This is a genomic window from Bacillus tianshenii, from assembly GCA_020524525.2.
GTDB lineage: Bacteria > Bacillota > Bacilli > Bacillales > Bacillaceae_N > Bacillus_AV.
In genome coordinates this window covers 1,852,858-1,873,282 of the sequence record CP129018.1, presented here as the reverse complement: position 1 = coordinate 1,873,282, position 20,425 = coordinate 1,852,858, and the positions used below count along the sequence as shown (strand labels likewise).

Genomic DNA, 20,425 nt, shown 5'->3' with positions numbered 1-20,425 from the left:
CACCTCATAAGCTTCTCGTTCTCCAAAACAATCAATTGATTTGGAGAGGTGAGAACGAAATGTCTACAAATAACGAATCCTCATTTTTAAATGATTCTTCACAATTTTTAACCATTCCAGTGGTGGAGCGTTTCTTTTCTGATACGCTGACACCGATCGAAATTTTCCATTCACTGAAAGACGACGCTTGCTTTCTTCTTGAAAGTAAAGATGACCTTTCCTCGTGGTCTCGATACTCATTTATAGGACTTTCGCCATTTTTAATGCTGTATGAAGAAAATGGTACTTATTACGCTGAAAACAAAAATGAACGCCTGTTTATAGGCAGCACCCTTCAAGAGGTGTATGACCGTGTTGTTGCACACTTAAAAGTTAAAGTTCCACAGGTGGAATTGCCTTTTTCTGGCGGAGCAGTCGGGTATGTTGGATATGATGCAGTTTCCTTATTTGAAAAAGTACCAGAGCATCGTGAACGAAAGGCGGCATTTAAACGGGTTTATTTGCAATTTTGTAAAACGTTGCTTGCATTCGATCATGTAAAAAAAGAATTAACTGTTATTGAGTATGTCCGTTTAAAAGGCAATGAAAGTGAAGCGCAAAAGATCGAGCAGCTACACAAAGCTAAACAGCAGATTAACACTTTAACAAGCCGACTTAACTGTCCAAATGACGGGTTACCTGTTCAAAACTTAATTCCACATGTTGAAAGCGATGTGTTCGAGCAGGTTACATCAAACTATGAAAAAGCGGACTTTCTAAAAGATGTCGAGCAAATTAAAGAATATATTCGTGCTGGTGATATCTTTCAAGCTGTGCTTTCACAACGATTCAGCCGCGATATAACAGTTTCAGGGTTTGAGTTGTATCGGATGCTGCGAATGGTTAATCCTTCTCCTTATTTATTTTATCTTGTGGCAGACGGTGTTGAATATATTGGCAGCTCACCTGAACGTCTTATCCAAATTCAAGACGGGCATCTTGAAATTCATCCGATCGCGGGAACGAGAAAACGCGGGGCTACACAGTCTGAAGATGACGCCTTAGGTGAAGAGCTGTTAAACGATGAGAAAGAGCGTGCTGAACATTTTATGCTTGTTGATTTAGCAAGAAATGATATTGGCAGGGTCTCGAGCTACGGCAGTGTTCAAACACCCGTGTTAATGGAATTGACGAAATTTTCGCACGTTATGCACCTCATTACAAAGGTAACAGGCGAAATAGCATCAACTGTAACACCACTTGATGCGTTAATGGCAGCCTTTCCAGCTGGCACAGTCTCAGGCGCACCGAAAATTCGGGCGATGGAAATCTTAAACGAGCTTGAGCCAACAACACGTGAAGCATATGCAGGTGCTGTTTGTTATATCGGTTTTGATGGAAATATTGATTCGTGCATCGCGATTCGAACGATGATAAAAAAAGGCAATACAGTGCATGTGCAGGCAGGTGCAGGGATTGTTGCTGATTCGGTACCAGAAATGGAATATGAAGAAACACAAAATAAAGCCCGAGCATTACTTGAAACGATTGAACGTGCAGAAACGATGTTTTCAACGAAAGGGGAAGAGCTTCATGCTTAAACAAACATTGAGACGATGTGCAGAAGGAAAAACATTAACAGAAAAAGAAGCAGAACAGGTGATGAACTCTGTAATGCAAGGTAGTGTCGATGATGTTCAGCTAAGCTCTTTACTTTCGATAATGCTGACAAGAGGGGAAACAGCAGAAGAGATTACAGGCTTCACTCGAGCGATGCGCTCTCATATGCGTAAGCTGCACTATCATTCTCCAGTCTTTGATACGTGTGGAACAGGTGGTGACGGGGCATCAACTTATAATATCTCTACTGCAACAGCTGTTGTGCTTGCTTCTCTCGGCGTCAAAGTTGCAAAGCACGGGAATCGTTCAGTTTCTTCAAAGAGCGGCAGTGCAGATGTACTGGAATCCATCGGTGTCCAAATTCAACAATCCGAGGAAGAAGCGCTTCACTCATTAGACCAGCACAACATGACTTTTTTATATGCGCCACATTACCATGCTGCAATGAAGCATGTTGGGGCGTTACGCAAGAACCTTGGTTTCCGGACGGTTTTTAATTTGCTTGGTCCGCTTTCCAATCCAGCGCAAAGCACCCGCCAAATTATCGGTGTCTATGATATTCGTTATGGGGTAATGATGGCAGAGGCCCTTCGTGAGTTAGGTTCAGAGCACGTACTGATTGTAAGTAGCCGTGATGGACTGGATGAAATTTCTGTTGCAGCAGAAACAGATGTCATTGAATTAAAGAATGGCCAAATTCATCAATTTGTTCTATCGCCAGAGGACCTTGGGCTTAATCGTTGCTCACTAGATGGTGTGAAAGCTGATAGTGTGGAAGAAAGTGCAAGGCTCTTTGAAAAAGTACTTTATGGAGAAGGTAGTGAAGCAGCACAAAATATTCTTTATTTAAACGCAGGGGCAGCATTTTATGCGGCAGGTGGAACATCAACGATTGCAGAAGGTGTTCACCGTGCACGACAAGCAATACTTGATGGAACGACAGAACAGAAACTAACTGATTTACGAGGAGTCGGGGCACATGCTTGATCAGATACATGAAGTGAAAAAAGAAGAACTAAAGCATTTAAAATTGCCGGAAGCTGTAGAGCTGCCACGTTATTCATTCTATGAAGCACTTAAAGAGCCGAATCGACCGCTTGCTTTGATTGCAGAAGTGAAGAAGGCTTCTCCATCAAAAGGGTTGATTCGAGAGGACTTCGATCCTTTGACAATTGCTCAAGCATATCAACGAGCGAAGGCAGATTGTATTTCGGTTTTAACAGATGAGCAGTTTTTTAAAGGAAGTCGAGATTATATTAAGGTTGTGAAAGAACAAGCAGCACGTCCAGTGTTACGGAAGGATTTCATAATCGATGAACTTCAAATCGAAGAAAGTGTTCGGATTGGCGCTGACGCGATTTTGTTAATTGCTGAGATGTTAGGAGCAGAAAAGCTTCATTATTTGTATGAAAGAGCAACCGAAGCGGGGCTTGATTGTCTTGTAGAAGTTCATGAGGAGAAATCATTAACAGACATCTTACAACGTTTTACACCGCGAATTATTGGTGTTAATAATCGTAACTTAAAAACATTTGAAACATCACTAACGCAAACGGAGCAAATAGCAAAGCACGTTCCAAATGAGAGCATTTTTATTAGTGAAAGCGGTATTCATACACCTGGGGATTTAAAGCGTGTGCAACAAGCAGGAGCAAACGGTGTGCTTATTGGAGAAAGCTTTATGCGTCAGCAAAACGTAACGGAGGCTGTAGAAAATCTATTTGCGCAAATCGAAAGCGAGGCGATTAGATGAAGTTAAAAGTATGCGGGCATCAATCTTTGGAAGATATCCAAACAACGATTCAAACAGGAGCGGATGCGATTGGCTTTGTTTTTGCGCCTAGCAAGAGACGTGTGAAGCCAGTTGAAGTTGCACAATGGCTGCAGCAAGTGGAATTGACAGGTCAGAAGCTTGTCGGTGTTTTTGTAAACGCTGATTTTGAAGAGGTTGCGAGTGTGTTAAAGAAAGTACCGCTTGATATTATTCAATGCCATGGCTCAGAAACACCTGAGTATATGTTAACAGTTAAACAAATGACAGGCTGTGAAGTGTGGAAAGTAATTCATCATTACCCGAATGCTTGGAAGGAGATGCACCAGTTTCGAGGTGCAGCAGATGCATTCTTAGTTGATGCAAAAGTGAATGGGCAATGGGGCGGTACAGGGCAAACATTTGCTTGGGAATATATCCCTCTTTACCTAGAAGAAGCAGCAAAGCAAGGTGTCGGTTGCTACATTGCCGGTGGTGTAAATGCCGAAAATGTTGAGCAATTAGTCACGTATAACCCTGCTGGAATTGATATAGCGAGCGGAAGTGAAACAAACGGAGTAAAAGACCTTGATAAAATTTCAAAAATCGAAAAGAGGGTGAAGGGATATGAGCCTGCAAGTACCAGATAAACGCGGCAGATACGGAGATTTTGGTGGAAAATTCGTTCCTGAAACATTAATGGCGCCGCTTGAGGAATTAGAGCAAGCGTTAGATGAGGCAATGGATGATGAAGCATTCCTTGCTGAATATAAACGTGTCCTGTGTGAATATGGCGGCAGGCCGACAGCGTTAACGTATGCGGCAAACGCAACGAAGGCAATTGGCGGTGCGAAGATTTACTTAAAGCGTGAAGACCTGAATCATACTGGTGCCCACAAATTAAATAATGCAATTGGGCAAGCATTATTGGCGAAGCGGATGGGAAAGAAGAAGCTTATTGCTGAGACAGGAGCTGGTCAGCATGGTGTCGCCACAGCAACGGTCGCGGCTCATTTCAATATGACGTGTAAAGTATTTATGGGTGAAGAGGATATGGAGCGGCAAGCGTTAAATGTCTTCCGGATGAGACTTCTTGGTGCTGAAGTCATTCCAGTAACAAGTGGAAACAAAACGCTGAAAGATGCGACAAATGAAGCGATTCGCTACTGGGTGCAGCATTGTGAAGACCATTTCTACTTAATTGGTTCAGTTGTTGGTCCTCATCCATATCCGAAAATGGTCCGTAACTTTCAACGTGTGATTGGAGATGAGTCAAAAGCACAATTCGTCCGGGAAACAGGCGGGCTCCCAAATGTGATAACAGCATGTGTTGGCGGGGGAAGTAATGCAATTGGCATGTTTTATCCATTCATTGAAGATGATGTCACCTTAATAGGTGTTGAGGCGGCTGGAAAAGGAATTGATACACCAATGCATGCCGCAACATTAGCGAAAGGCTCTGTCGGTGTGATACACGGCTCAATGACGTATTTAATCCAAGATGAGAACGGACAAATCATTGAACCTTACTCGATTTCCGCTGGTCTTGATTATCCAGGTATTGGTCCTGAGCATGCTTACTTAAAAGACAGTGAACGTGTTTCGTATGTAAGTGTAACGGATGAAGAAGCAGTCGATGCTTTTCAATTTTTATCAAGACGAGAGGGGATTATCCCTGCAATTGAGTCGTCTCATGCACTTGCAAAAGCCTTTTCGCTTGCGAAAGAAATGTCACCTGATGAATCGATTCTTGTTTGCTTATCAGGCCGGGGCGACAAAGACGTGCAAAGCTTAATGGAAGTCATTAAAGGAGGTTCAGAGTGATGCGCACATCCTTTGAAAAGAGGCTTCAAAAGACAGATGATTTGTTTATTCCATATATTATGGCGGGGGACCCGTGTGAAGAAGCGACAGTTGAACTTGCACTTATGCTTCAGGAGGAAGGGGCAGATGTGCTAGAGCTCGGTGTTCCGTATTCAGACCCGCTTGCAGACGGACCTGTCATTCAGCAAAGTGCAAAGCGTGCTCTACAAGCTGGGATGACTATTCGTAACGCGATATCGCTTGTGCCAAGGATGCGCGAAAAAGGTGTGAAAATTCCGATTGTGCTCTTTACGTATTATAATCCTGTGCTACAATTAGGAAAAGAATCCTTTTTTGCTTTACTGCGAGAAAATGAGCTTGATGGCGTGCTAATCCCTGACTTGCCACATGAGGAAAGTGTAGAGATGCGTCAAGAATGTCGAGAACAAGGCATTGCCTTTATTTCACTAGTAGCACCAACGTCAGAAAAGCGTATTGAGCGTATTGCAAAAGAGGCGGATGGGTTTATTTACTGTGTCTCATCACTTGGTGTCACAGGGGAGCGGAAGTCATTGAGTCCACGTGTATTTTCGTTTTTAGAAAGTGTACGTTCATTTGCTTCTGTACCAGTCGCAGTTGGCTTCGGTATTTCAAGTTACGAGCAGATTGAAGAGCTTTCAGAGCATTGTAATGGCGTCATTATCGGAAGCGCAATTGTGCGAAGTGTGGCAGACCAAGGTGAAAATCTACGAAACAATGAAACGAGACAGCAAGGAATTGAAGCCGTAAGAGATGCAGTACAACGAATCATCAAACATCCGCAGAAAACATAGATAAAAAACGGGGTGGAAAAGATGGAAATTCGTATTAAGGAACAGCTAATAGGCCTTACACCATACAAACCAGGAAAACCAATGGAAGAAGTAAAGCGAGAATTAGGGCTAGATAAAGTTACAAAGCTTGCTTCGAATGAAAATCCGTTTGGCTGCTCGGAGAAAGCAAAAGAAGCCATTCGTAATTCATTAGAAGAACTTGCTATTTATCCGGATGGCTATTCCGCCGAACTTCGTGAAACGATCGCAAAACATCTAAATATTAAAAAAGAACAGATGATCTTCGGCAATGGTTCGGATGAAATTATCCAAATCATTTGCCGCGCCCTGTTACATAAAGATACAAATACGGTTACAGCACACCCGACATTTCCGCAATATCGTCATAATGCAGTGATTGAGGGGGCTGAAACTCGTCAGGTTGAAAATATAAATGGTGCACATGACCTTGAAGGTATGCTAGAAGCAATTGATGAAAAAACACGAATCGTTTGGGTGTGCACACCAAATAATCCAACAGGTACATATATTGATGAGCAGACATTGCGTCATTTTATTGAACGAGTTCCAAAGGACGTGCTTGTTGTTGTCGATGAAGCGTACTATGAATATGTTGTAGCAGAGGACTACCCTGACACACTTAAGTGGATTGATGAATTCCCTAATATGGTCGTGCTTCGTACCTTCTCTAAAGCATATGGACTTGCCGCGCTTCGTATTGGTTACGGTGTAGCGAATGAAAAGCTAATTGAAGCGATTGAGCCTGCACGTGAACCATTTAACACATCACGAATTGCTCAAAAAGCAGCGATCGCAGCTATAGAAGATCCGGATTTTCTTCAATCATGTCGTGAGGCAAACCGCAGTGGAATGGCTCAATTTGAAGCCTTTTGCAAGGAATATGGTTTCGACTATTATCCTTCACAAGCAAACATCATGTTAATTGATTTTAAAACAAGTGGTGACATTGTGTTTGATTATTTAATTCGCCACGGCTATATTGTACGTTCTGGTGAAGCACTCGGATATCCGACAGCTGTGCGGATTACCGTTGGAAGCACAGAGCAAAATCAAGAAATTATTGAGGTGTTAACAAAGTTTGTGAAGGAAAAATGTTAGGAGGAACACTGTGGTGGGAAAGAAAGTCTTCGTAATTGGTTTAGGCTTAATTGGCGGTTCAATTGCACTAGCGATAAAGCGTGAGCATACAGAGGTAGAAATCATTGGGTTTGATGTAAACAGCGAGCAAATGAGAATGGCAGCTTCACTGCAAATTATTGACAGTGAAGCTTCTTCGATACGTGAAGGAGCAGAAGCAGCAGATTATATTATTTTAGCGGCCCCTGTCCGCCAGACGGATGAATTAATTCGAGAATTAACGACCTATGATTTAAAGCCTTCTGCAATTATTACTGACGTCGGTAGTACAAAGCAGGAAGCTGTTAAAGCTGCTGAAGTATTTGCTGACAGCAGTGTTACATTTATCGGTGGTCATCCGATGGCTGGTTCGCATAAAAGTGGAGCGGTTGCGGCAAGAGCTCACTTGTTTGAAAATGCCTTTTATATCTTAACTCCTGACGAGCAAACACCAAAAGAAAAGATTGAGGCACTGAAAGAGCTTCTAAAGGGGACGAAAGCAACTTTTGTCGAAATGGCTCCACTCGAACACGATACAATTGCAGGGGCGATTAGTCACTTTCCGCATATTGTTGCAGCAGGCCTTGTGCACCAGGTTGCAAGCCTTGAAAGTGAATTTCCTTCTGTATCTAGTCTAGCTGCAGGTGGTTTTCGTGATATTACGCGAATTGCATCTGGAAGCCCGGTGATGTGGCGTGATATTCTCTTACATAATCAGCAAACATTATTACGTTTAATTGAAAAGTGGCAAACGGAAATGGAAGCTGTTAAAGATATGATTGCAGGGTTAGATAGTGACGGGATTTATCATTATTTCGAAGGCGCAAAGGCGTTTCGAGATGAATTGCCGCAGAAAAAGCGCGGTGCCCTCCCGTCATTCTATGATTTATATGTCGATGTGCCTGACCATCCTGGTGTGATCAGTGAAGTGACAGGTATCCTTGCTGAAGCTGAAATCAGTATTACAAACATTCGTATTATCGAGGCACGGGAAGACATTCTCGGGGTGCTTCGTTTAAGCTTCCGCAGTGAATCAGACCGTGAACAAGCAAAAGATGTCCTGACGGATAAAGACTACGAAACGTATGAAATGGCATAAGGGAGGGAACCGAACATGGAAATGACATTACATGAAAAAGTTCGCGGCTTGCATGGAACAATTGAAATACCAGGAGATAAATCAATCTCTCACCGTGCTGTTATGTTTGGAGCACTTGCAAAAGGAAAAACTGAAATCACAAATTTCCTTGAAGGAGAAGATTGTTTAAGTACGATCGCATGTTTTCAAAAGATGGGCGTTCAAATTGAACGAACAGAAGACAAAGTCGTTGTGCTAGGCACGGGTGTAAATGGTTTGAACGAACCTATAGACGTGTTGGATGTCGGGAACTCTGGAACAACTACACGGTTAATGCTCGGTATTCTTGCTTCGCTACCTTTTCATTCAGTTGTCGTTGGGGACGAATCGATCGCGAAAAGACCGATGGACCGCGTAACCGTTCCGCTTCGAAAGATGGGAGCACAGATTGACGGCCGTGAAAATGGACGTTTAACACCACTGTCGATTCGCGGAGGTTCCCTAGAGCCATTACAATATGAATCACCTGTGGCCAGTGCTCAAGTTAAGTCATGTATTTTACTTGCTGGGCTTGGAGCAAAGGGGACAACCTCTGTAACAGAGCCACACCTTTCTCGTGACCATACTGAACGTATGCTTCAAGCATTTGGGGCAGAGGTAATACGCGATGGCTTGACAGTATCGGTAGAAGGCGGACAATCCCTTACAGCTACAAATGTTCATGTACCCGGTGATATTTCCTCTGCGGCATTTTTCCTTGCTGCAGGTGCAATGATTCCAAATAGTGAAATTACATTAAGAAATGTAGGGATGAACCCAACACGAACAGGTATTATCGATGTGTTACAAGCGATGAATGCCAAGCTGACGATTCATAATGAACGGATTGAAAATGAAGAACCTGTTGCTGACTTAACGATTTCTACATCAGATCTACAAGCAACAGAAGTCGGCGGTGCGCTTATCCCGAGGTTAATTGATGAAATTCCAATTATTGCCTTGCTTGCTTCTCAAGCAAACGGTACAACGATTATAAAGGATGCTGAAGAGCTCAAAGTAAAAGAAACAAATCGAATTGATACAGTTGTTGAGCAGTTGCTTAAGCTTGGCGTTAATATCGAAGCAAGAGATGATGGTATGGTCATTAAAGGAAAGGGAACAGTGCATGGTGGAGAAGTTGATAGTTGTGGCGATCATCGTATTGGCATGATGCTTGCTATCGCTTCATGTTTAACGGAAGAAGCTGTGACTTTGAAACGTTCGGACGCGATCAAAGTGTCTTACCCAACATTTTTTGACCATTTAAATAGCTGTCGAATGTAATAAACACAAGTGATCTGACAGTTCGGATCACTTGTGTTTTTTTCGCTTCATTCATAGTTGTCACGTTTTCTGCATAGTTTGTACAAAATTGCATGCAGGAGGCGGACAAGTGAGCTATATAATTGAGAATGGGTGGGTGCAGAAGGAAAACAAAAAAGTGAAGCGTAATTTTATTATTCAATCAGGTAAGGTTGCATCTATTGAAAAACGGATTTCTAAGCGGTCTCTCGTTCGAATGGATGTGTCTTCATACGTAATCTCCCCTGGACGGATTTATTTTGATGTGAACCATATACAAACCAGTGATACATCAGCTTTCAAAGAACGGCAACGTACATTGATTAAACAAGGCTGTACAACACAGCTTGTGCCGTTTCGAGTTCGTTATGTGAAGGATATCCCTACTGCTTTGCGTCGGGCTGAACATATGATGATTAATAGTTCAATTGATTATGTATTAGGAGTCTGCCTTCCGTTTCATAAAATCAGTCCGAAGCTTTTTCGGTTATGCAGACGGTACCACATCCCATTTATTGTGACAGATGTCGAAACAAACACAAATCTTCAACGAGCAAAATGGGGGTGGTGGAAAGAAGCGAACTTTCCGAACCCGATCCCCATTTATCCCGTGTGGAAGATAGAAGATGAAAAAGAACTTATAATAAAACAAAAGGAATGGAGTACCCATTTTAATGAGCATCGATTACCGACAGTTTGTCATTGTGTAAATGAGGACAAGTTCATCCAAGGTAAAGCGTTAGAACAAATCGGATTATATCCTGAAAAAGGTGATTTGTTGATTGGCAGTGACGTTGATTATATTCTTTACACCAGATTAGTTGATGAAAACGCAAACCTTCATTATGATAGAAATATCCCCTCTATCGTTGTGTTAAGAGGGAAGCTGTTAAAAGCAGGGGACGAGCTATTGCTGCGTCCAGGCTATGGTAAGAGAATAGATGTAACGATGACAAGAAGGTTTTCGTCTCTATAGATAAATCATTAGATTGTGTACGTTGAAGGAGTCGATACAATGAGTGTAACAACAAAAATAGAAGAAGCTGTCCAACTTGTGGAAGATGGTGATATACAAGCAGGATTAGACCAATTACATGCTCTTCAACAAGATGCAAACCACCAGCAGAAACATGAAATTGCAGAGCTTTATATAAAGTGGGGTCTCTTAGATGAAGCAAAGGTGCTCATAGACGAGTTGTTACTTCTCTATCCTGAAGAGGGTCAGCTTTATATTGACCGTGCTGATATTGCATTAGATTTAGAAAATGAAGAAGAGGCGCTTGAATATTTAATGGAAGTGCCTGAGAGTGACCCAGCTTATTTACAAGCACTCTTTTTAATGGCTGATCTTTATCAAGTGCAAGGTTTGGATGAAGTAGCTGAGCAAAAGCTGCTTGAAGCGAAGAAAAAGGCGCCGAACGAACTGCTAGTTGATTTCGGGTTAGGTGAATTTTACCTTTCACGCGGTGACTATAAAAAGTCCATTCCGTATTATGAGAATGTCTTAAAGGAGCATGAACAAATTGGTTCAAGTAATGTTCACCTTTGTCTTGCTGAAGCATTAAGTACAAGCGGCCAGTTTGAAAAAGCGCTTGAGCATTATGAAAAAGGGCTGTCACAAAAGACAGAGTTACATGCATTATTCGGGTATGGTTTTGCGGCTTATCAAGTTGAGCATTATGGATTAGCCATTGCTAAATGGTCAGAATTACTAGAGCTCGAGGCTGATTACCCTTCATTGTATCTGTACCTTGCTCGCGCCTATGAGCATGAGGAGTTAGTAGATGAAGCATTGAATACAGTAAAAAAAGGAATCGAACTAGACGGCTTAAATAAAGAGCTATTGTTAGCAGCAGGGAAACTTTCTATTAAACAGCAAAACCCTGAAGAAGCTGAGGAGTATTTACGTGAAGCCATTTCAGTGGACCCTGGTTATATTGAAGCCGTTACGACGTTGACGAAATTCTTCGTGCAGCATGAGCGGTTTGAAGAGATAATTGACACGCTTGAACATGTCATTGAGTTTGGAGAGTATGACCCGCAGTTTGATTGGGATTTAGCACATGCAAAAAATCAAATTGAAGAGTTTTCGGATGCATTAAAACACTATGAGAATGCATATACTTCTTTTAAGAACAATCCGACATTTCTGGAGGAATATGGTTCGTTCATGCTTGAAGAAGGCAGACGTGACGAGGCGAAAAAAGCGTTCAAAAGAGCACTGGAAATTGATCCTTCCTTAACACATCTAGAAGAAGAATTGATGCGCTTAGAAGAATGGTAGTAGGAAGTAAAAAAATCATAAGTGAAAGAAGGATTTTCACCCCTTTTTGCAGAAATAAAGATACTAAAAGGAATAATGAACGGAAAAAGTGAAAGTGTCTGTCCTAGATGATGAGGAAGGACTTTTTCGCAGAGGAGGGAGAGAGATGGCCACCCCTGTATCTGTCAGCGAAAAAAAGGAGTTTGTCCGTTGGTTTTTGAATCATTATCAGTTGAAACGTCGTGAAGGTGTTTGGATTTTAAATTATTTAATGAGTCATGATCAATTAATGGAGAAGGTACACTTTGTGGAACAAGCGCAGTATTGCCCGCGAGGTATTATTATGTCAACGCATTGTGTTGATGATGTGCCATTCCGTTTCTACAAGGAAAACATTATGACAACGGATGCGGAGAAGTCGTTTCATGATATCCGCTTAAATCGCGACCAGGATATCTATATTCAGTTAAACTTTAAGAGTGCAATGAATACGACGAAATATGTAGCAGTCCTAGAAGAAAATCATTTTATTCCTGAACACTTAAAGATTAATGAACACGACCAAAAAATCGCAGAAGAATTTCTCGACCATGCTGTCGTTACCTTTAGAAAAGAAAAGCTTCTCTCCGCTATTGATAAGGCTCTTGATTGTAATGACAAAGAAGCATTCTTGTCATTAAGTGAACAATTGAATCAGTTGCTTGCAGAAACCCGAAATAACCGATAAAACGGTTATTCGGGTTTTTTATTTACGTAAACAGGAAGAACATGATTTAATAGAGAAAGAGTTGAAGAAAAAGGGGGGATAGCATCATGAAATGGACAACAGCAGATATGGAGATGTATGTGCAAGCAAAAGAATATGTAGACACAGCTGTCGTGCCGCTTATCTCAATCAATTGGCACGATAAGATGAAGGCTTCTGTTTCTGCTAAAGAATTTATTGATTTACTTATGATCGAGCTTGAGCGTCAATTTAAAGGGCGGATTATGATTTTTCCAGGCTTTACATACTTAAGTAGTGAAGAAACAGCAACGCGGACAGCTCGTCTTTCTAATTGGACAGAACAACTACAGGAAGGCGGCATGCCGCACGTCTTTTACGTAACGTGTGATAGTACATGGAAACAAACAGAGCAGGACTTAGATGGCAATCTTGTATGGATGCCTTCCTTAACACTTGAGCACGTTGGGGAGAAGGCAAAATTGAAGATGATTCAAGAACAAGTCGAGCAGATGATGCCGCTGTTTATGACAGAATGGAAAAAATCACAAAAAGACACATAGTTGACACGTTTTGTACAACAGTGTTATTGACCTGTATTCATTAATACGCTATCATAAGTATGTCCTAGTTCTATGTGTGTTATATAAAAATGTCCGGGTGGACGACTTCACATAAGAGGGGGGTAGAAAATGAGCGATAAGAGCCGTGTATCCCGACGCCAATTTCTAAACTACACGTTAACTGGTGTTGGTGGATTTATGGCAGCGGGGATGTTAGCACCAATGGTGCGTTTTGCTGTAGACCCGTTGTTAAAAGAGAGAGCAGGCGGTGAGTTTGTAGCTGTTACATCTGTTGATGAAATTACAAACGAACCAAAACGCTTTGACTTTAAAGTTAAAGTTGTAGATGCATGGTATGAATCAGAGGAGTCCCGTTCTGCATGGGTATTCAAAAAAGAAAATGGCGATATTCTTGCTATGTCTCCTATCTGTACCCATCTTGGCTGTACAGTAAACTGGGCGCCAGAGGGTCATCCTGATAATGAGTTCTATTGTCCTTGTCATGACGGTCGTTATGAAAAGAACGGTGTGAACATTCCAGGTACACCGCCAACACGTCCGCTTGATGTGTATGAACACAAAGTGGAAGATGGCAAATTATACTTAGGTAAAACTAAAACGCGAGAGGGGGCGTAATAAATGCTTAACAAGATTTATGATTGGGTTGACGAGCGTTTGGATATTACGCCATTATGGCGCGATATCGCAGACCATGAAGTACCCGAACATGTTAACCCAGCGCACCATTTCTCAGCGTTCGTTTATTGTTTCGGCGGCTTAACATTCTTTGTTACCGTCATTCAAGTTCTTTCCGGTATGTTCTTAACGATGTACTATGTGCCGGATATTAAAAATGCTTGGGAATCGGTGTACTATTTACAAAATGAAGTGGCATTCGGACAAATCGTTCGTGGTATGCACCACTGGGGAGCTAGCTTAGTAATTGTAATGTTATTCTTACATACATTGCGCGTATTCTTCCAAGGCGCATACAAAAAGCCGCGTGAATTAAACTGGGTTGTTGGAGTTCTTATTTTCTTTGTAATGCTTGGTCTAGGTTTTACAGGTTACTTATTACCTTGGGATATGAAAGCGCTGTTTGCGACAAAGGTAGGTTTGCAAATTGCTGAGGCTACACCGGTTATCGGTACAGCTGTGAAGACATTGCTTGCCGGACATCCTGAAATTGTCGGTGCACAAACATTGGCACGTTTCTTTGCCATTCATGTATTCTTCCTGCCAGCGGCGTTATTCGGACTTATGGGAGCTCACTTCTTAATGATCCGAAAACAAGGTATTTCTGGTCCACTATAAGATTTAGTTTTTGAACAAAGGAGGGAAGAAAATGCATCGCGGAAAAGGTATGAAGTTTGTCGGGGATTCGCGTGTTAGTGCTGAACGAAAGCCGAATATCCCAAAAGATTATTCCGAATATCCAGGGAAAACTGAGGCGTTCTGGCCGAACTTCTTGTTAAAGGAGTGGATGGTTGGTGCTGTCTTTTTGGTCGGTTATCTTTGCTTGACGGTTGCCCATCCATCACCACTTGAACGTATGGCAGACCCTACAGATACAGGTTATATTCCACTTCCGGACTGGTATTTCTTATTCTTATACCAATTGTTAAAGTATGAATTTGCTTCCGGTCCATATACGGTAATTGGTGCACTCGTTATGCCTGGTTTGGCATTTGGAGCGTTACTTCTTGCACCTTGGCTTGATAATGGTCCTGAACGACGTCCGATGCGTCGACCAATTGCTACAGGTTTAATGCTTCTAGCATTAGCAGCGACGATCTTCCTGACTTGGGAATCAGTTGTTAATCATGACTGGGAAGCTGCGAAACAACAAGGTAAGATTGTTGAAGAAGCAGAATTCGATAAAGAAGCAGAAGGTTACAAAATTTATGAAGCACAAGGCTGTATTAACTGTCACGGTGAAAACTTAACTGGTGGTGCTGCTGCACCATCATTAGTTGGAACAGGTCTATCACCAGAAGAAATTTCTGATATTGCTGTGAACGGTAAAGGTGGAATGCCTGCTGGTTTATTTAAAGGTTCTGATGAAGAGCTTAAGAAACTAGCAGAATTCATTTCAGGTCTTGAATAAAACATTGCGAAAAAGCTGGCTGTTATAGTCAGCTTTTTCTTGTATGCGTACATAAGGAAATTCAGCAGAGAAAGTGAGTGTGAAGCAGTGAGGTTGCTACTACAAATTTTCGGGCAGCGTTCCATTTTACTCGGTCTGCTTATTATTAATACGTTAGGAACTATTTATGGTTACATATGGTATGGGTGGCAGCTGAAAGAGACGAAGCCGATTTTCTTAATTTTTGTACCAGATAGTCCAACGGCAAGTTTGTTTTTCGTTCTTGTTTTATTGGCATTTCTATTAAAGCAAAATTGGCGGTTCATTGAAGCGCTGGCAGTTGTGACTCTTTTTAAATATGGGATTTGGGCTGTTGTAATGAACCTCCTTGTTCTTATTGTAAATGGAGAATTAAGCTGGACAGGTTATATGCTAATGGCTTCACACTTTGCAATGGCAATACAGGGATTGCTCTATTCACCCTATTATCGTTTTCGAATCAGTCATCTGTTGTTTGCAGCAATCTGGACATTACACAATGATGTGATTGATTATGTATTCGGACAAATGCCGCGATACCCTGTACTTGCTGAGCTAAGCCCACAAATCGGTTATTTCACATTTTGGTTAAGCCTTGTTTCGATCTATCTTGCCTATCGTTTTGGTGTGAGAAATGAATCATTTCGTTTGCAAATTGCTTCAAAATTAATTTAAAGACGTCTAATCTTGTTCACTCTCTCATAGGATGAAATAGAAATTGAGGGAGGGACAAGTTATGAGATGGTTGTTAATCAGTGTACTCATCGTTTCATTTTTCTTTTCACATACAGGTTATGTACAAGCTCAAAGTTGGTCAGACTTAGACCAGAAAGCAGAGATGGCTTTACAGCTGACAAAGCAAGGTAAGTATGAGAGCGCAAAGAATTATTTAGAGCAATTTTCTGATCAGTTTTTACAAATGAGATTTGCAGATGAATCACTAGAGATGGAACAGCTTCAAGTACTTTCAACTAGTTATCAAGAAGCACGAAAAGCGCTTGAGGCACAAGAGGTTTCTCCTGAGAAACGACTGCAGCGCGTGATGCAGTTTCGCTTAGCTGTGGATGCGGTGACAAGTAGTCACCAGCCAATGTGGGTTGAGTTAAAACCGCATATTTCTGATACACTCCAAGCTTTAAAGGCAGCCTCAAATGATGATAAGCAAGGGTTTGAAAGCAGCTATGAACAGTTGCAAGAAATGTATACGTTAATCTATCCGAGTCTTGTGATGGACCGTTCCAAAGAAGATATTCAAGCAGTTAATGCTACGCTTCAAAACTTGAATCAAGCAATGAAAGAAAACAATAATGTTAGCATCGAACAAGTTGATACATTGGAGCAGCATGTGATGAATCTTTTTTTAGATGAACAAGAAACCCTTTCGCAAACTTCATTTCTGTGGCTTAGTGCTTACATGGGTGGAATGATCTTGCTTACATTATTTTATGTGGCTTGGCGAAAATATAATGGAGAAAAACGAAACATTCATGCAGGCTAATACGTAAACAAAGTAATTGATTTTTTAAGGTCAATTAAATAAAATAACGTTAATAAAGAGTAATGGAGGAATGACACGAATGGGATTCTTGATTTATTTTGCGCTCATTATTTTAATCCCGCTTTTTGCACAAATGAAGGTGAAGAGTGCATTTAAGAAATATTCAAGAGTACCAGCATCATCTGGAATGAGGGGAGCAGAGGTTGCTCGTAGAATTTTAGATGATAATGGATTGTACAATGTTGGAGTGGAAGAGACACCAGGGAAGTTAAGCGATCATTATGATCCACGTTCAAAGGTCGTTCGTCTTTCAACTGATAATTATCATGGAACTTCTGTAGCCGGCGCTGCGGTGGCTGCCCATGAAGTTGGACACGCAATTCAAGATGCAAATGGCTATGCACCATTACGTTTCCGTCACGCTCTTGTGCCTGTTGCAAGCCTTGGTTCTAATTTGTCTTGGATTTTAATTCTTGCAGGGATTTTCTTTCAATTGACAAATATGCTGTTACTCGGCATTTTGTTTATGGCAGCAGCGGTGTTATTCCAAGTTGTTACATTGCCGGTTGAATTCAACGCTTCAAGCCGTGCGATGAACCAAATTGTTTCACTTGGAATTATTCGAAATGATGAGGAACGTGAAACGAAGAAAGTACTGAATGCAGCAGCGATGACATACGTTGCAGGCGCATTAGTTGCAGTGCTTGAGCTCGTGCGTTTAATCCTTATTTATACTGGCATGACAAGTGAAGATTAATCACTACTAAGCCCTCTGCGTCTTCTGCAGAGGGCTTTTACATGCATTACTTACTCTTCAAGCGGCATTTTATTTTCATCAAGTGTGAAGCCTTCTCCTAATACATCATGGACTTCATTCACTGCTACGAAGGCGTGCGGGTCGACGGAGGTGATGACATTCTTTAAGCGGACAATTTCATTTCGGCCAACGACACAGTAGAGGACATCGCGTTCTTGCCCAGTGAAGCTGCCTTTTCCTTTCAGAACTGTTACACCCCGGTCCATTTTTTGATGAACCATTTTTGCAATTTCTTCGTTTTTTTCAGAAATAATCGTTGCTCCTCTTGCTGCATATGCCCCTTCTTGCATAAAGTCAATCACACGGGCACCGACAAAGACAGCGACAAGTGTATACATTGCTTCACGGTAGTCTAAGTATGTAAGCAAAGATACGATAATGACAAAGGCATCGAACATAAACATTGTTCTTCCCATGCTCCAGCCAACGTATTTGTGAGCAAGGCGAGCAATAATATCAACCCCGCCAGTTGTACCTCCGAAACGGAAGATAATCCCTAAGCCGACACCGATAAACACCCCTGCGAAAAGAGCTGCAAGTGTCATGTCATGCTGCAATGGAATCGAAATGGGAGAATAGCGCTGAAACAGCCACAAAAAAACCGAAACGCTGATTGTTCCGATAATTGTATAATAAAACGGTCTGCGGCCAAGTAGTTTCCAGCCAATAAAAAATAACGGAACATTCAAGACGAGGTTACTAATAGATGGATCAATCTTGAATAGAAAGTATAAGAGCAAGGTAATACCTGTAAAGCCGCCTTCAGCGAGGTTGTTCGCCATATTAAAATGAACAATACCAAATGAGAAGATCGCTGAACCGAGTAGGATGAAGAAAATATTAATAAATTTTAGACGTGGCATTAAATCCCTCCTTTTGTTTCTAGTTGCGTACGGGTAAAATTATAACAAATGTGTCCTCATTATATGGCAGAACGTGTCGATTGTGAAGGAATTTGTCTAGCAGGCAGGGCGTAGGATTTGTCAAAGTAGGAGCATTTGGCTAACATGAGAAGTGGATTAATGTGCGAGGTGGTAACAATGGCAAAGAAGACGATGGAAGAGATGCAGCAGGAAGTAGATGCATATATTGGGCAGTTCAAAGAAGGGTACTTCAGTCCGCTCGCCATGCTTGCGCGAATGACAGAAGAGCTTGGTGAACTGTCTCGTGAAGTAAATCATTATTATGGAGAGAAACCGAAGAAATCAAGTGAAGAAGAAAAAACGATGGAACAGGAAATGGGTGACATTTTATTCGTCCTCATTTGTTTTGCAAATTCGTTAAATATTGATCTTGATGAAGCCTTTGATCTCGTAATGAACAAATTTAGAACACGCGATAAAGATCGCTGGACACGTATCGAGGAGGAAAAGTAGATGGAAACAATCAAAATTGTAGTAGCTGGTCCACGCGGCCGTATGGGAAAAGAAGCTTTATTGTTAATTGAACGTACAGAACATTTTCAACTTGTCGGTGCCGTTGACCGCAAGAACAGCGGCAAAATGGTTTCTGAGGTAGAAGGTCTGCCTAATTTAGAAGCGCCAATCTATGATGATATTGAAAAGTGCTTTCAAGAAGTAAAACCAGATGTACTAATTGATTTAACAACACCAGAGGTTGGCAAAAAGCATACTGAGCTTGCAGTGGAGTACGGAGTGCGTCCTGTTGTCGGAACAACTGGCTTTAATGAAGCAGAGTTGGATGATCTAAAGAAGAAAGCAGAGGAGAAGGGTATTGGTGTTATTATCGCACCGAACTTTGCAGTTGGTGCCATTCTTATGATGAAATTTGCAGAAATGGCAGCTAAATATTTTCCTGATGTTGAAATTATTGAACAGCATCACGACCAAAAGCTTGATGCTCCATCAGGCACAGCAATTAAAACAGCTGAAATGATTGAAAAGGTTCGCACGCAAAAATCACAAGGACATCCAGATGAGAAAGAAGTACTTGAAGGCGCCCGCGGTGCAGAAAAAGATGGCATGCGTATACATAGTGTAAGGCTTCCAGGCCTTGTTGCACACCAAGAAGTACTATTTGGCGGTGAAGGACAAACATTAAAAATTCGTCATGATTCAATTAACCGTACTTCGTTCATGTCAGGCGTTAAGCTTGCCGTAGAAACGGTAATGAAAATCGATCTGCTTGTATACGGCCTTGAAAATATTATGGAATAAGAGGTGACGCTTGTTATGTCGCGCTATGATATTCTTGCATTTGGCGCCCATGCTGACGACGTTGAAATCGGCATGGGCGGAACGATTGCAAAAGTTGTGCAAAAAGGGTATACAGTCGGTATTTGTGATTTAACAGAAGCGGATCTTTCCTCAAATGGAACGGTTGAAATTCGAAAGCAAGAAGCTGACAAAGCAGGGGAAATTCTCGGCATTACTGAACGCTTCAATTTGCAGTTTCCTGACCGTGGTTTATTAAAAACAGAAAAGAAAATTGCAAAGGTAGCGGAAGTGATTCGGAACTACAGGCCTAAGCTTGTATTCGCCCCATATGAAGTTGACCGACATCCAGATCACGGCAATTGTGCTGCTATCGTAGAGGAAGCGGTTTTTTCAGCAGGTATTCGCAACTATATGCCAGATACTCATTCACACAAGATACAACGGTTACACTACTATATGATTAATGGTTTTCATAAGCCAGACTTTGTAGTTGATATTAGTGAATATATTGATACAAAATTGGATGCGCTTCGCTGCTATCGAAGTCAGTTTATGAAACTGGCGGACGAAGTTGAAACACCGCTTAATAATGGCTATATTGAATCGGTTGAAGCGAGAGAACGGCTGTTTGGAAAAGAAGCAGGTGTACAATATGCAGAAGCATTCAAAACGAAACAACCGATACTCATCAATGAAGATTTACTGAACGGGAGCTAA

23 protein-coding genes are annotated in these 20,425 nt (G+C 41.6%); 22 read left to right on the top strand and 1 reads right to left on the bottom strand.

Annotation, left to right across the window (positions count from 1 at the left end):
* The first annotated feature begins 59 nt into the window (after positions 1-59).
* The 19 genes from trpE (at position 60) to LC040_09375 (ending at position 17,471) form a co-directional block, all read left to right on the top strand.
* Positions 60-1,580, top strand: coding sequence for an anthranilate synthase component I (trpE, locus tag LC040_09465; protein WLR53092.1), 1,521 nt, complete (start codon positions 60-62; stop codon positions 1,578-1,580).
* The gene (gene trpD / locus LC040_09460; protein WLR53091.1) at positions 1,573-2,586 is read left to right on the top strand and encodes an anthranilate phosphoribosyltransferase; all 1,014 of its coding nucleotides are present in this window, start codon (positions 1,573-1,575) and stop codon (positions 2,584-2,586) included. The genes trpE and trpD overlap by 8 nt, the downstream gene beginning before the upstream one ends.
* Positions 2,579-3,352, top strand: coding sequence for an indole-3-glycerol phosphate synthase TrpC (gene trpC, locus LC040_09455; protein WLR53090.1), 774 nt, complete (start codon positions 2,579-2,581; stop codon positions 3,350-3,352). The genes trpD and trpC overlap by 8 nt, the downstream gene beginning before the upstream one ends.
* Positions 3,349-3,999 (top strand): phosphoribosylanthranilate isomerase, encoded by a 651-nt coding sequence (locus tag LC040_09450; GenBank protein ID WLR53089.1) that lies wholly within the window; start codon positions 3,349-3,351, stop codon positions 3,997-3,999. Before trpC ends, LC040_09450 begins: the two co-directional genes overlap by 4 nt.
* A complete protein-coding gene (trpB, locus tag LC040_09445; GenBank protein WLR53088.1) occupies positions 3,977-5,173 on the top strand; it encodes a tryptophan synthase subunit beta in 1,197 nt (398 codons plus the stop codon). Before LC040_09450 ends, trpB begins: the two co-directional genes overlap by 23 nt.
* Positions 5,173-5,985, top strand: coding sequence for a tryptophan synthase subunit alpha (gene trpA, locus LC040_09440; protein ID WLR53087.1), 813 nt, complete (start codon positions 5,173-5,175; stop codon positions 5,983-5,985). Before trpB ends, trpA begins: the two co-directional genes overlap by 1 nt.
* 27 nt (positions 5,986-6,012) lie before the next feature.
* Positions 6,013-7,104 carry a histidinol-phosphate transaminase gene (gene hisC / locus LC040_09435; GenBank protein ID WLR53243.1) on the top strand — a complete coding sequence of 364 codons (1,092 nt, stop codon included), beginning with the start codon at positions 6,013-6,015 and terminating at the stop codon, positions 7,102-7,104.
* A 13-nt stretch (positions 7,105-7,117) separates the two neighbouring features.
* Positions 7,118-8,221 (top strand): prephenate dehydrogenase, encoded by a 1,104-nt coding sequence (locus LC040_09430; protein ID WLR53086.1) that lies wholly within the window; start codon positions 7,118-7,120, stop codon positions 8,219-8,221.
* Between the two features lie 21 nt (positions 8,222-8,242).
* On the top strand, positions 8,243-9,523 hold the full coding sequence (gene aroA / locus LC040_09425) for a 3-phosphoshikimate 1-carboxyvinyltransferase (GenBank protein WLR53242.1): 1,281 nt from the start codon (positions 8,243-8,245) through the stop codon (positions 9,521-9,523).
* Between the two features lie 109 nt (positions 9,524-9,632).
* On the top strand, positions 9,633-10,517 hold the full coding sequence (locus LC040_09420) for a hypothetical protein (GenBank protein WLR53085.1): 885 nt from the start codon (positions 9,633-9,635) through the stop codon (positions 10,515-10,517).
* A gap of 39 nt (positions 10,518-10,556) precedes the next feature.
* A complete protein-coding gene (locus tag LC040_09415) occupies positions 10,557-11,825 on the top strand; it encodes a tetratricopeptide repeat protein (GenBank protein ID WLR53084.1) in 1,269 nt (422 codons plus the stop codon).
* A 145-nt stretch (positions 11,826-11,970) separates the two neighbouring features.
* Positions 11,971-12,531 (top strand): ReoY family proteolytic degradation factor, encoded by a 561-nt coding sequence (locus LC040_09410; protein WLR53083.1) that lies wholly within the window; start codon positions 11,971-11,973, stop codon positions 12,529-12,531.
* 86 nt (positions 12,532-12,617) lie between these two features.
* Positions 12,618-13,091, top strand: a complete 474-nt coding sequence (locus LC040_09405) for a YpiF family protein (protein WLR53082.1) — start codon at positions 12,618-12,620, stop codon at positions 13,089-13,091.
* 129 nt (positions 13,092-13,220) lie between these two features.
* A complete protein-coding gene (locus LC040_09400; protein WLR53081.1) occupies positions 13,221-13,727 on the top strand; it encodes a ubiquinol-cytochrome c reductase iron-sulfur subunit in 507 nt (168 codons plus the stop codon).
* A gap of 3 nt (positions 13,728-13,730) precedes the next feature.
* Positions 13,731-14,405, top strand: a complete 675-nt coding sequence (locus LC040_09395; protein WLR53080.1) for a cytochrome b6 — start codon at positions 13,731-13,733, stop codon at positions 14,403-14,405.
* 31 nt (positions 14,406-14,436) lie between these two features.
* The gene (locus tag LC040_09390; protein WLR53079.1) at positions 14,437-15,198 is read left to right on the top strand and encodes a c-type cytochrome; all 762 of its coding nucleotides are present in this window, start codon (positions 14,437-14,439) and stop codon (positions 15,196-15,198) included.
* Positions 15,199-15,285: 87 nt separating this feature from the next.
* Positions 15,286-15,891, top strand: a complete 606-nt coding sequence (locus LC040_09385; protein ID WLR53078.1) for a DUF1405 domain-containing protein — start codon at positions 15,286-15,288, stop codon at positions 15,889-15,891.
* Positions 15,892-15,952: 61 nt separating this feature from the next.
* Entirely contained in the window at positions 15,953-16,714 is a 762-nt protein-coding gene (locus tag LC040_09380) for a sporulation protein YpjB (protein ID WLR53077.1), read from the top strand.
* Positions 16,715-16,793: 79 nt separating this feature from the next.
* Complete coding sequence (locus LC040_09375; GenBank protein ID WLR53076.1) at positions 16,794-17,471, top strand: zinc metallopeptidase; 678 nt, start codon at positions 16,794-16,796, stop codon at positions 17,469-17,471.
* A gap of 50 nt (positions 17,472-17,521) precedes the next feature.
* Here LC040_09375 and LC040_09370 read toward each other — a convergent pair whose 3' ends face one another.
* On the bottom strand, positions 17,522-18,394 hold the full coding sequence (locus tag LC040_09370; protein WLR53075.1) for a YitT family protein: 873 nt from the start codon (positions 18,392-18,394) through the stop codon (positions 17,522-17,524).
* 177 nt (positions 18,395-18,571) lie between these two features.
* On the opposite strand from LC040_09370, the gene LC040_09365 reads away from it, so the two are divergent.
* From LC040_09365 to bshB1, 3 genes are read left to right on the top strand one after another with little or no spacing between them, the layout of a single operon-like run.
* Positions 18,572-18,907: a nucleotide pyrophosphohydrolase gene (locus tag LC040_09365; protein ID WLR53074.1), complete on the top strand. Its 336-nt coding sequence runs from the start codon at positions 18,572-18,574 to the stop codon at positions 18,905-18,907.
* Positions 18,908-19,708 (top strand): 4-hydroxy-tetrahydrodipicolinate reductase, encoded by an 801-nt coding sequence (gene dapB, locus LC040_09360; protein ID WLR53073.1) that lies wholly within the window; start codon positions 18,908-18,910, stop codon positions 19,706-19,708.
* Positions 19,709-19,723: 15 nt separating this feature from the next.
* Positions 19,724-20,425: a bacillithiol biosynthesis deacetylase BshB1 gene (gene bshB1, locus LC040_09355; protein WLR53072.1), complete on the top strand. Its 702-nt coding sequence runs from the start codon at positions 19,724-19,726 to the stop codon at positions 20,423-20,425.